The sequence below is a fragment of the Exiguobacterium sp. A1_3_1 genome (genome assembly GCF_048985645.1).
Lineage (GTDB): Bacteria > Bacillota > Bacilli > Exiguobacteriales > Exiguobacteriaceae > Exiguobacterium_A > Exiguobacterium_A indicum.
This window is the reverse complement of the sequence record NZ_WBYY01000096.1, coordinates 1-11,733: the sequence shown is the minus strand read 5'-3', so window position 1 is coordinate 11,733 and position 11,733 is coordinate 1. Positions and strand designations below refer to the sequence as shown.

At 48.1% G+C, this 11,733-nt stretch carries 14 protein-coding genes; 11 read left to right on the top strand and 3 right to left on the bottom strand.

Annotated features, from left to right (window positions below; all coding sequences use genetic code 11):
• The 9 genes from F8N00_RS11115 to F8N00_RS11075 form a co-directional block, all read left to right on the top strand.
• Window positions 1-169: aldehyde dehydrogenase family protein (locus tag F8N00_RS11115; RefSeq protein WP_421018215.1), on the top strand; the 169-nt coding region annotated here is incomplete at its 5' end.
• Entirely contained in the window at window positions 166-1,794 is a 1,629-nt protein-coding gene (locus F8N00_RS11110; protein WP_421018214.1) for an acetolactate synthase large subunit, read from the top strand. The genes F8N00_RS11115 and F8N00_RS11110, both read left to right, overlap by 4 nt.
• 5 nt (window positions 1,795-1,799) lie before the next feature.
• Window positions 1,800-2,126 (top strand): bacillithiol system redox-active protein YtxJ, encoded by a 327-nt coding sequence (gene ytxJ, locus F8N00_RS11105; protein ID WP_029343222.1) that lies wholly within the window; start codon window positions 1,800-1,802, stop codon window positions 2,124-2,126.
• 304 nt (window positions 2,127-2,430) lie between these two features.
• Window positions 2,431-3,966, top strand: coding sequence for a DHA2 family efflux MFS transporter permease subunit (locus F8N00_RS11100; RefSeq protein ID WP_023466811.1), 1,536 nt, complete (start codon window positions 2,431-2,433; stop codon window positions 3,964-3,966).
• A gap of 118 nt (window positions 3,967-4,084) precedes the next feature.
• Complete coding sequence (locus F8N00_RS11095; protein WP_023466810.1) at window positions 4,085-4,381, top strand: metal-sensitive transcriptional regulator; 297 nt, start codon at window positions 4,085-4,087, stop codon at window positions 4,379-4,381.
• Window positions 4,382-4,394: 13 nt separating this feature from the next.
• Entirely contained in the window at window positions 4,395-6,524 is a 2,130-nt protein-coding gene (locus F8N00_RS11090) for a heavy metal translocating P-type ATPase (RefSeq protein WP_421018213.1), read from the top strand.
• A complete protein-coding gene (locus F8N00_RS11085) occupies window positions 6,521-6,727 on the top strand; it encodes a heavy-metal-associated domain-containing protein (protein WP_023466808.1) in 207 nt (68 codons plus the stop codon). The genes F8N00_RS11090 and F8N00_RS11085 overlap by 4 nt, the downstream gene beginning before the upstream one ends.
• An 86-nt stretch (window positions 6,728-6,813) precedes the next feature.
• A complete protein-coding gene (locus F8N00_RS11080) occupies window positions 6,814-7,038 on the top strand; it encodes a hypothetical protein (protein WP_023466807.1) in 225 nt (74 codons plus the stop codon).
• Between the two features lie 172 nt (window positions 7,039-7,210).
• Window positions 7,211-8,512: a globin-coupled sensor protein gene (locus F8N00_RS11075; RefSeq protein ID WP_023466806.1), complete on the top strand. Its 1,302-nt coding sequence runs from the start codon at window positions 7,211-7,213 to the stop codon at window positions 8,510-8,512.
• A gap of 56 nt (window positions 8,513-8,568) precedes the next feature.
• Here the strand turns inward: F8N00_RS11075 and F8N00_RS11070 are convergent, their stop codons facing one another.
• Both F8N00_RS11070 and F8N00_RS11065 read right to left on the bottom strand, forming a co-directional pair.
• Entirely contained in the window at window positions 8,569-9,177 is a 609-nt protein-coding gene (locus tag F8N00_RS11070; protein ID WP_035399163.1) for a class F sortase, read from the bottom strand.
• Window positions 9,149-9,937, bottom strand: coding sequence for a DUF4397 domain-containing protein (locus F8N00_RS11065; RefSeq protein WP_023466804.1), 789 nt, complete (start codon window positions 9,935-9,937; stop codon window positions 9,149-9,151). The genes F8N00_RS11070 and F8N00_RS11065 overlap by 29 nt, the downstream gene beginning before the upstream one ends.
• Window positions 9,938-10,157: 220 nt before the next feature.
• Here F8N00_RS11065 and F8N00_RS11060 point away from each other — a divergent pair, with 220 nt between their 5' ends.
• Together F8N00_RS11060 and F8N00_RS11055 are read left to right on the top strand one after the other, a co-directional pair.
• Window positions 10,158-10,616 (top strand): Lrp/AsnC family transcriptional regulator, encoded by a 459-nt coding sequence (locus F8N00_RS11060; RefSeq protein WP_023466803.1) that lies wholly within the window; start codon window positions 10,158-10,160, stop codon window positions 10,614-10,616.
• Window positions 10,616-11,209, top strand: coding sequence for a LysE family translocator (locus F8N00_RS11055; protein WP_023466802.1), 594 nt, complete (start codon window positions 10,616-10,618; stop codon window positions 11,207-11,209). Before F8N00_RS11060 ends, F8N00_RS11055 begins: the two co-directional genes overlap by 1 nt.
• Before the next feature lie 45 nt (window positions 11,210-11,254).
• On the opposite strand, the gene F8N00_RS11050 is transcribed toward F8N00_RS11055, so the two are convergent.
• Window positions 11,255-11,733, bottom strand: a 479-nt coding sequence (locus F8N00_RS11050) for an arginase family protein (RefSeq protein WP_421018212.1), incomplete at its 5' end; no start/stop codon positions are given.

Below are 11,733 nucleotides of genomic sequence, written 5' to 3'. Positions count from 1 at the left end.
GATCGAAGGGCTTGATTACGGAATCGTCGGCTGGAATGATGGTGTTCCTTCTGCTGCGCAAGCACCATTTGGTGGAATGAAACAATCCGGTCTCGGACGCGAAGGTGGTAGTGAAGGACTCGAAGCCTATCTCGAGACGAAGTACATTTCAATCGGTGGACTAGCGTGAACGCGGCGGATTGGTTCGTCCAATGTTTAGAGGCAGAGGGCGTCACGCATATCTTCGGTGTTCCCGGTGAGGAAAATATTACATTGCTCGAATCACTCAGTCGTTCATCGATCACGTTCATCACGACACGTCACGAAACGAACGCTGCGTTCATGGCAGCGATGTTCGGTCGCCTGAGTGGGCGACCGGGTGTCTGCCTATCGACGCTTGGTCCCGGTGCGACCAACATGATGACCGGTATTGCAAGTGCGACGATGGATCACTCCCCTGTCGTTGCGATCACAGGTCAAGGCGCGACAGCACGGCAACACAAAGCATCGCATCAAATGTTTGATCTCGTAGACCTCTATCGTCCGGTCACGAAGTCCAGTACGTCCGTTCTGTCAGCGGAGGTCATTCCGGAAATCGTTCGACGTGCCTTCGCGACAGCAAAAAGCGAAAAACCAGGGGCAACCCATATTTCTTTTCCAGAAGACATTGCAAAACAAGAACGTGATCAAGCAGCGACACCCCTACAGCAGGACAGTACACCAACGCATCTCCATTCCTTGACGATTGATGATCCCGATGCCTTACGTCTGATTGAGCGCGCAAAACGTCCCGTCATCATTGCTGGATTTGGTATTCATCGACAACAAGCACTCGATGCGTTTCGAGCATTCGTCGAAAAGCTCCAAGCTCCCGTCGTAGAGACGATGATGGGAAAAGGAGCGATTTCTTCGCACCATCCGCTTGCTGCACACACGATCGGTTTACCAGACGTCGATTACAACCAGCGGATTCTCGATGCGAGTGACCTCATCATCACGGTCGGCTACGATATTACTGAGTTACCTCCGCAAAAATGGAATCCGAAAAAGACACCAATCGTCCATTTGGATACGAATCCTCACGAAATCGATGCCTATTATCCGGTCGTCGCGAACCTAGTCGGACCACTCGTCGATATGCTGACTGTATTGACTCCTTTACTGCCCGAGCGTGCGTGGAACGACTGGCAACAAGATCGCGATAAATTACGCGACGAGATTCAAGAAACGTACTCGCTTGCCTTGCCTTTACATCCTCAAAGTATCGTCCGTGAACTCGAACGAACCGTCGGGGAGGATGGCATGGTCTTCTCGGACGTCGGTGCACACAAAGTCTGGCTCGCACGCCATTATCAAACGACACGTCCGGATCAGTTGTTCATTTCCAACGGATTTGCTTCGATGGGCTATGGTTTATCGAGTGCGCTCGCAGCCAAGCTGTTATATCCGGACCGGCGAATCGTCTGTGCCGCTGGAGATGGTGCCTTTTTGATGAATGGACAAGATCTTGAAACCGCTGTTCGTCTGAAGCTTCCACTTGTCGTATTGATTTGGCGTGACGGAACCTATGGCCTGATTGAATGGAAACAACAACAAGCGTTTGGGCGGTCGTCCTACATCACGTTTGACAATCCAGACCTCGTTCAACTCGCTCATGCCTTCGGCGCACTCGGTCTCCGTGTCGGTGAACACGGCTCTCTCGCACATTGTCTTGATCAAGCATTTGCAAGTGATGGACCCGTTTTGATTGACTGTCCGGTCGATTACCGGGAAAATCTAAAGTTAAGTGAACGTCTCCGGACGTATGGAGGGTGATATACATGACACAACCACGTAAACTGCAATCTATTTCTGATTTTGATCAATTTGCGTCCGAACATACCGCGTTCGTGATTTGCAAACACAGCACGACATGCCCGATCAGTGCCGCAGGATTCTCGGAGTATACGAAGTTCGCGGATGAAACGTCTGTTCCAACGGCGTATCTTTTCGTCCAAGAAGCTCGAACGTTATCGAATCACATCGCCGAACATTACAGCGTTCGACACGAGTCACCACAAGTCTTGTTCATTCAAGACGGTAAATCGGTCTGGACAGCCTCGCATTACGACATCACGAAAGATGCACTCGAAACGAACGTCCAGTAATGCTAGCTATGAAACAAGCCTCCGGCTGTTTCATACTGAAGACAAAGCGCAATTTTTCTTTCACGAGAAGGATTGTGCTTTTTTGTTTACCTTGAATCGTTATCCTAGGAAGCGATTTCGAGTGTACAAAATGCTTCTCTCCTCGTTTAGCCTACTAGAAAAACGCTTTCAATCTTACATAAAAAATAAAATTATCTTTCTTAGCTATTATTATTTGTAATTCGAACTAAATCGGATTAAGATAAACTACAGATAGAACGACCGTATAGAAATATGTACCGTTAGTTTAGTTAGGAGGATACTTATGCAACAAAGTGCAACTCACACAGCTCGAGCTCCTTACGGCATTCTCGCCGTTTTGATGATCGGGGCATTCATTGCTTTCTTAAATAATACATTGCTCAACATCGCCCTTCCTTCGATCATGAAGGATCTTGCGATTGAACCATCGACTGCTCAATGGCTGTCGACTGGTTTCATGCTCGTCAACGGTGTCTTGATTCCGACATCTGCGTTCTTGATTCAAAAATATTCGGTTCGTCGCCTCTTCTTACTCGCGATGACTCTCTTCTCGGCTGGAACGATTCTTGCCGGCTTCGCAGAAGTCTTCCCTGTCTTGCTTGCAGGACGGATGATTCAAGCATCTGGTTCTGCGATCATGATGCCGTTACTGATGAACGTCATGCTCGTCAGTTTCCCGATTGAAAAACGCGGAACCGCAATGGGCTTCTTTGGATTAATCATGATGGGTGCCCCAGCAATCGGACCGACGTTGTCTGGTTGGATCATCGAGCACTATGATTGGCGGATGTTGTTCCACTTCATCACACCAATCGCCTTGATCGTGCTCGTTGCTGGTTTCTTCTTACTTCGTGACGTCAAGGAACGGTCTGCCACTCGGATCGATCTCGCTTCCGTGGCACTTTCGTCACTTGGTTTCGGTGGCTTATTGTACGGTTTCAGTTCTGCCGGCTCTAAAGGTTGGGATAGCTTCCACGTCTATGGAGCGCTGATTGTCGGGGTCATCGCACTCGTAACATTCATTTATCGTCAGCTCCATATGGAACGTCCGATGCTCAACTTCAAGATTTACCGTTACCCGATGTTTGCCTTGTCTTCTGCCATCTCGATGGTCGTCACGATGGCGATGTTCTCGGGCATGTTATTGCTTCCGATCTATGTCCAGACGATTCGCGGTATCTCACCACTCGATGCGGGTCTCATGCTATTACCGGGTGCCATCTTGATGGCCGTCATGTCACCGATCAACGGGAAACTGTTTGATAAGATCGGTGGACGTCCTCTTGCGTTGACTGGTTTGTTCATCACAGTCGTTACCAGTTACTACTTCAGTCAGCTCGAGATGGATACGACGTATACGCATCTGATCGTCCTGTATTCGTTACGGATGTTCGGGATGTCAATGGTCATGATGCCAGTCTCGACGAACGGTTTAAACCAGTTACCAACGCGCTACTATCCACACGGAACAGCGATGAACAATACGTTGCAACAAGTATCCGGTGCGATCGGAACAGCCTTGCTCGTAACGATCATGTCGACGCATGCGAAGACACGTGGGACAGAACTCGCGGCTGAAGCGGCGAAGAACATGACGAGTCAACCGACAGCTGAAGCGGCTGCTGCTCTGAAACAGCAGATTACGATGCAAGCGACGCTTGACGGAATCAACTATGCGTTCTTCATCTCGACGTTCATCGCTGGTCTAGCATTCGTCCTTGCCTTCTTCATTAAACGGGCGACACAAGCCGAAGATATCATCAGCGATCAACGCTCATTGAACGAAACGATCGTCAAACCACAAGTTTCCAATCAGTAAGTGCAAAAGCAGTCGCCTCTCGCGACTGCTTTTTTATTTCTTAAGCTATATACTGGTACCCCCCATATCTATATGTTAGAGTAAAGATAACAACAAGATCACCAAAGGAGGCACGACTATGACACACGATCACCCCGTCGTTCCACGAACGAATGAAGAACAAGATGCGTTGATGAAGCGATTGAAGCGCATCGAAGGACAAGTCCGCGGGATTGCTAATATGGTCGCTGAAGATCGGTATTGTATCGACATTTTGACGCAAACGGCATCAATCCAAGCAGCTTTGCGGCAAGTCGAACTACAAATCATCGAACGCCACGTTAAGATGTGCATGCATGAAGTCGCCACCCGTCAAGATAGTACGGACGCTTACGTCGATGAATTGATGTCGGTCATCGCTCGATTGAAAAAGTAAGGAGGGTTTTCTGATGTCAAAAACGATTGAGTTTGATATTGAAGGCATGACGTGTGCCGCCTGCTCCGCCCGGATTGAAAAAGTCCTCAACCGGATGGACGGGGTTGAAGCAACGGTCAACTTGCCGCTTGAAACCGCTCGTGTTTCGATTTCTGATTCTTATGACGATCAAGCGATCATCGAAAAAATCCGAAAAATCGGCTACGGGGCAACGGTCAAACAAGCACCACACGCAACAAAATCGAATCGCCGGATGCTGTATCGCTTTATGATCGCGGCCATTCTATCGTTACCGTTGCTCGCGAGCATGCTGACGCATATTCCAAACAGTCCGTTCCACCTTCCATTCTTAATGAATCCGTGGCTACAGTTTGCTTTAGCGACACCGGTGCAATTCATCATCGGAGCGCCCTTCTATAGTGGGGCTTATAAAAGTTTACGGAGTGGGAGTGCCAACATGGATGTCCTCGTTGCACTCGGAACATCGGCAGCCTACTTTTATTCCGTTGCTGAAATGCTACTCGTCTCTGATATGCCGCATCTCTACTTTGAGACGAGTGCGATTCTGATTACACTCGTCTTACTCGGCAAGGTCCTCGAAGACCGTGCGAAACAACAGACGACGGGAGCAATTAAAAGCCTGCTCTCCCTACAAGCAAAGGAAGCCGTCATCTTAGAGGACGGACAGGAACGAACGGTCTCCATCGATGCAATTCAAACCGGGATGATCTTACTCGTAAAACCTGGGAATAAAATTCCGACAGATGGTATCATTCGCTCAGGCGACGCGTATCTCGATGAATCGATGTTGACCGGTGAATCTGCGCCTGTTCATAAAACGGTTGGAGCATCCGTCATTGGTGGTACGCTGAATACGAACGGATCTTTACAAGTCGAAGCGACAAAGATCGGACAAGCGACGGTTCTTTCACAAATCATTCGTGTCGTCGAACAAGCGCAAACTGAAAAGGCACCGATTCAACGACAAGCCGATCGAATTTCTGGTGTGTTCGTGCCGATCGTCGTTGCCATCGCGCTTCTGACGTTAGCCGCTTGGTGGATGATCAGTGGATCCTTTGCGGAAGCGATTCGTCCTGCCATCGCGGTGCTCGTCATCGCTTGTCCATGTGCACTCGGACTTGCGACACCGACTTCGATCATGGTCGGAACCGGAAAAGGGGCTGAACGAGGGATTCTCTTTAAAGGGGGCGCTCAACTCGAGAATCTTCAACACGTCGATGCTGTCGTCTTTGATAAGACCGGAACACTGACAGTCGGTCGCCCTGTCGTCGTCGAAACGTTCGGTACGGAGACAGCGCTCGATCTCGCTGCTGCGCTTGAACGGCAATCGGAACACCCTCTTGCTCGCGCCATCACAGCAGAACGGGATGTCGTCTTTGATATCGAACGGTTCCACGTCGAATCAGGACGTGGAATCACGGGACAAATCATGGGACATGATCTCATCGTCGGATCGGCGCGAATGATGCAGGAACGAAACATCGCTCTTCCTGATTGGACGTCACTTGGAGCGACACTCGTATACGTCGCTGTCGATGGAGAAGTCGCGGCCGGATACGCCATCCGTGACGCGCTAAAAGATTCAGCGAAAGAAACGATCCAGCGTTTGCGCGAAACAAAAGAAGTATATCTCTTGACCGGTGATCGCCGGGAAGTCGCCGATCATTTAGCAACAGAACTGGGACTGGATCCAGCGTTCGTCTTTGCTGACGTTTTGCCGATTGAAAAGGCAGATGTCATTCAGTCACTTCAACAAACGAAACGTGTCGCGATGGTCGGAGACGGTATCAATGATGCCCCTGCTCTCGTAACAGCAGATGTCGGCATCGCGCTCGGTAGCGGAACGGATGTCGCTCTTGAAGCAGCCGACGTGACGTTGCTTGGACACGACTTAAAACAAGTTTTACTTGCGATTGAGCTGAGTGAGCAGACGATGAAAAACATTCGTCAAAATCTCGTCTTCGCACTTGGCTACAATACGATTGGCATTCCGGTCGCTTTTCTCGGTCTGCTTGCCCCATGGCTTGCGGGTGCCGCGATGGCATTCAGCTCTGTCTCTGTCGTGACGAATGCGTTACGATTAAAACGTACCCCACTATCTGAAGGAGGAACATCATCATGAAAGAAACAACATTATCTGTTATCGGTATGACATGCAATCACTGTAAAGCAAGTGTCGAATCAGCTTTATCTGAAGTCGAAGGTGTACAACATGCTACTGTCTCACTCGAACAAAACCAGGTTACAGTCCAGCACGAGGATGTTCCTCGTGAACGTCTCGTCGATGCAATCGAAGAAATCGGCTACGATGTACCGACTGCTTAAATTTTCATGCCAAACTGCTTCTAACACGCAGTTTGGCTTTTTTATTTTTTGAAAAGCGGGAATGTACGGAGTAAGGAGGGGTTCGTATGGTACCGAAAATCGAATTCGTAGAACACTTCGACGACAACAAAGGAAAACGATTTAAAATCGAACTTTGGAATCTCGGAACCTTCACATTCAGTGCCGAGTCAGCTCGTGGACCTGTCACCCGTTTCACCTCCATTGACATTCAATTCGTTCAAGCTTGCGTTCAACGAATGCGCTCGATCGTGGACGCCAAAAAAGCATTTCAGGAAGACCAACCAGTCTAATCCTGTTCTTTTTCCATTCTCCTCATGGCGCTTGCCATGAGTTTTTTTGTTTCCGGTCAATGTTTTTCAATATTTTTGTCTTTTTTTTCGAAAACCAGTATCGCTTCGGCAAGATGAACCGATAAGAAACAGACATCATTTTATTCACATCTTGAGTATTGGAGGCAACTACGTGCGTAATCCTTTTAAAAGTAAGACTACTTCGGCTTATCAAGCTACCATCGGCTTTCCTGATTCCCGTCTCATTACGAAGACGGCAGATCCTGATCTCACATCCCGTCTCGTATACATGGGGTATACAGAAGAACAGCTACAGACACTTAAATCGATGGCACCTGTCGTTCAAGGCATCTTAGATGAGGTTCTTGAACAGGTCCTCGATCATCTTCTATTAAATCCTGAGATGGCAACCATCGCAAAACAATCGTCGACACGCGAACGACTGAAGAAAGTCTTTGCTGACTACTTCACGAGTCTACTGACAGGAAATATGAACGAGTCATTCCTCGCGATGCGTACGCGAATGGGACAGACACATAAACACAACTTCGTTCCCGTCACTTGGTTCATCGCTTCGTATGCTGCGTTTCAGACGTTGTTGATTCCAAAAATCGTCGAACACTATCAGCATGACCCAGCACAACTGACAACAGCTGTGCTTGCATTGACTCACGCAATGAACTTAGACGCTCAGATCGTGACGAGCCAGTACGTCGATTCTCGCTTGAATGAAGTGACGACGGCGAACGAGTCACGCCGTCAACTTTTGACGGACGTCGTTCGTGTCAGTCAAGAAGTCGCAAGCTCAGTTGAGCACACGGATCATGCCATCATCGAGACGAGCCGACGTGCTTCACAAGTATTAGCAGAAACAGCTCAGACGGAGCAGACAAGCCAGCAACTCGTTCAAATGACGATTGCTAACGAACGACAGATGCAACAGATGGAGCAACAATTCGCTCAATCGACACAACAAGTTGGTACTTCGCTTGAAAGCATCCATGAATTGAAGACGACATCGGATGAGATCGTCCAGATGACGCAAAGCATCGAAGCGATCGCCAATCAGACGAACTTACTCGCGTTGAATGCTTCGATTGAAGCAGCACGTGCCGGTGAACACGGTAAAGGATTTGCTGTCGTCGCGACGGAAGTTCGAAACCTTGCCGAGAATGCGAAATCGTTGAGTAGCAGTATCAACGGTCTGATTCAAAAGAACAATGGTAATATCACACAACTCGTTTCTCAGATGGAAGACATTACACGTGCCAACACCGCATCTCAGCAAGAATTGCAACAAGTTAAACAAGGAATTCAAACCGTTAAGAGTGAAATGGAGAATTCCCTCACCTTGTTTGGACGCAACAAAGAAAACCTCGGGCAAATCGTCGAGACGATCCAAGGTCTCAGTAAGACGACACAAGGCTTGACGACACTGACGACGGATCTTGTCGCTGCTTCCGAAACACATTAAAAAATAGGCAATTCTTATTCTCGGTTTTAACCGAAATAAGAATTGCCTATTTTACTTTACTCGTCTTGTTCTGCTGTGACGACAAGACGCTGATCGTATCCTTTTGATTCTGAAAACGTACCTATACATGAAATGAGCGTCAGTTTATTCATGACGGTTGCACCGAAGATTGATCCGACAGGTGCTTCATCGACAGGATAGGACATGACGTTCGTCACCACGTACGATACCTGTTGTCCTGTTTTTCCCGTCACTTCAATCCGTTGCCCTTTTTTCATCTTGGCTAAATCATAAAAAACAGCGGGACCTTCTTGATCATCCAAATGTCCGGCTAGCACGACATTTCCGGTTTGTCCGGCTTTTGCTCCGTATTTATACCAAGCGACCTGATCGGTCTGTTTCGGAACATCCATCCGTCCTTGTTTATCCTTCCCGACGACTTCGATGTTCGCTTTCACATCGAGCGTCGGAATTGTAATACGCGTTGGTATGAACGCCTCTTCGTCCACCTTTTCGGATGGCGTGGACGAAGAAGACGTCGTTGTTTCGGTTTGTTTTGGTTTTTCCGGCTTTGTAGCATCTGGAGGTGATCCCGATTGACATCCGGCTAATACGAGTAAGAGAAGAAGACTACTCTTAAGCGTTTTGTTTACGACGGACGACATACGCTGTTCCTACTAACAAGGCAGCTGCTGCTGCGACTGCCCATGGTGTAGCAGAAGCCGTATCAGATGAACCACCAAGTCCTGTTTCTGGCATTGATGCCATTTCACCACCGTCTGGGATCAAGAGGACTTCAAATGCTGGTTCGCCTTCAAGTAAGCCGATTGCGAGTGCTGTATAGTTTTTGCCACTGTCGAGTTTGACACCATCCAGTGCTTTGACGACATCCGTTGCGCCTGCAGGACGGACTTCAAGGTCATACGTACCTGCATCGAGTGTACCGTAGTCAGAGACTTTTGAGAATTCAAGGTTACTGAAGAGTGGGTCTCCACCTTTTGGTGCGACATCAACAGCTGGCGCATCTGGTGCAAAGTGTGCGACACGAACCATTGATTTTCCATCTTCGCCTTTACCATTGTCTTCCATGACCGCGAGTTTGATATCAGCTAATTTGCCGATTGCTGCGACCGAATAGAATTTACCAGCTTCTACGTTGAGTGTTTGAGAGAGCACAGGATCTTTCGTAGTTCCTGCAGCGAATACTTCTACTTTATGTTCGCCAGCTGGTAGTGTGAGATAATCTGTGACATCTTTGAATTTTGCTCCTGATACCGCTTTTTTGCCATCGACCGCGATATCGACTGCCGGAGCATCTGGTGAAGCATGAATGACACGAACCATTGCGTCATCTGCTGCGCCTACTGGTAGCACGAATAGTGCAAACAGCAACGTAGCGGTCACAAACGATAAGAGTTTCTTCATCTTTTTTCCACCTTTCTGATTGTCAAATGTACATCACTCTCAAACCAATGTTCTTACACTTCAGAACATTTCCTTCGTGGTGACATCTTAAACTTAAGATACTGCCGTAAATGTGTAAAGATTTCAGTGTGCTATGAACTTGTTCTACAAACACATTGACTTTTTCTTTCTTTTCGAAATAAAATATCTTAAATAACAATAGAAAAGAAGGTTAAAACCTATGGATTCCTACGATTTAAAAATTATTACTTTTTTGAAAAGGGATGCCCGGATGAAATGGTCAACACTTGCACAACACATCGGCTTATCGGCACCGGCTGTTGCAGAGCGCGTCGCACGCTTACAAGAGCAAGGTATCATCCGTCAGTTGACGACGGTTCTAGACCCCTCCTCCTTTGACTATCGTCTTGCTGCATTCGTCGCTGTTTCACTCGAGCGACCGGAACATCGAGCGCCATTTCTAAAACGGATTCAAGAACTTGAGTATGTACTGGAATGCCATCACGTCGCCGGGGACGATGATTACCTACTTAAAATCCGTTGTCGGGATACAGAACAACTTGATGAAATCATCACCTACCACATCAAAGAATTAGCAGGTATCCTGCGGACGAAAACGACGATCATCATGCGAACGGAAAAGGAGTCGCTTCATTTTCCGTTACCCGAGGTCGACTGATGTTTACGACTGGTTTTGGAATCGGGTTTGCCTTAGCCGCCCCCGTCGGTCCGATTGGCCTCTTATGCATGCAACGAACTCTTCGACATGGACGAATTTCCGGAATTGTTTCCGGACTCGGAGCCGCAACGGCAGACTTTACTTATGGATTGCTTGCCTTATCTGGTTTTTCACTCGTCCAATCTTTACTCACCCAAGCATCCTGGATGCAACTGATCGGCAGTCTGTTTTTGTGTTACATCGGCTGGTCGATGTTTCAAGCTTCTTCGACCGCCTCAATTTCCGATACAGCCTCGTCACGGTTAAGTAGCTATCTATCCGTCTTACTCCTGACGTTCTTGAACCCCATGACGATCACGCTATTCCTGGCGTTGTTCGCACGATTTAAATTGACGATGACGAACGGACAGGATGCCTTTTTGTTTCTAATCGGTATTTTTCTCGGTTCTGCCACTTGGTGGGTCATCTTGGCGAACATCACACACCTGCTCAAGCACCAGCTTGCGACACCCACTTTACGTATCATCCAGTGGACGTCTGCCAGTCTAATCATCGGATTCGGTGCGTTCGGGATCATTCAATTCTTCCTCTAAACAAAACAAAAGAGACCGACATCACGTCCGGTCTCTTTTGCTTTTTCATTTAATGAATCCAATCATCATTTCGCGTAATACTTTCGCTGCCGCGATCGCTGTCATGTCGGATTGATCGTACGCTGGGCATACTTCTACCAAATCCGCGCCGATGACGTCGACGTCTGCTCGTGCGATCATATGAACGACTTCAAGTAGTTCCTTCGTTGTCACTCCACCGATTTCTTGTGTACCTGTCCCTGGTGCTGCTGACGGATCGAGAACATCGATATCGATCGTGACATAGACCTTTTTACCGGCAAGTGTCGGAAGAACTTGACGAAGCGGCTCGACGATCTCGTATTTGAAGAGGTTGTAGCCTGACGTTTTCGCCCATTCGAACTCTTCTTTCATACCTGAACGAATTCCGAATGAATAGCAGTTCTCTGGTCCGATCAAGTTTGCGATTTTCTTAAGTGGCGTCGAGTGCGACAATGGCTCTCCTTCATACCTGTCTCTTATACACATCTCCGAGCCCACGAGAC

Coding starts and splice junctions, on each gene's coding strand:
- ytxJ (WP_029343222.1), top strand. CDS start 1,800: ATGACACAACCACGTAAACTGCAATCTATTTCTGATTTTGATCAATTT.
- F8N00_RS11100 (WP_023466811.1), top strand. CDS start 2,431: ATGCAACAAAGTGCAACTCACACAGCTCGAGCTCCTTACGGCATTCTC.
- F8N00_RS11095 (WP_023466810.1), top strand. CDS start 4,085: ATGACACACGATCACCCCGTCGTTCCACGAACGAATGAAGAACAAGAT.
- F8N00_RS11090 (WP_421018213.1), top strand. CDS start 4,395: ATGTCAAAAACGATTGAGTTTGATATTGAAGGCATGACGTGTGCCGCC.
- F8N00_RS11085 (WP_023466808.1), top strand. CDS start 6,521: ATGAAAGAAACAACATTATCTGTTATCGGTATGACATGCAATCACTGT.
- F8N00_RS11080 (WP_023466807.1), top strand. CDS start 6,814: ATGGTACCGAAAATCGAATTCGTAGAACACTTCGACGACAACAAAGGA.
- F8N00_RS11070 (WP_035399163.1), bottom strand. CDS start 9,177: ATGTCGTCCGTCGTAAACAAAACGCTTAAGAGTAGTCTTCTTCTCTTA.
- F8N00_RS11065 (WP_023466804.1), bottom strand. CDS start 9,937: ATGAAGAAACTCTTATCGTTTGTGACCGCTACGTTGCTGTTTGCACTA.
- F8N00_RS11060 (WP_023466803.1), top strand. CDS start 10,158: ATGGATTCCTACGATTTAAAAATTATTACTTTTTTGAAAAGGGATGCC.
- F8N00_RS11055 (WP_023466802.1), top strand. CDS start 10,616: ATGTTTACGACTGGTTTTGGAATCGGGTTTGCCTTAGCCGCCCCCGTC.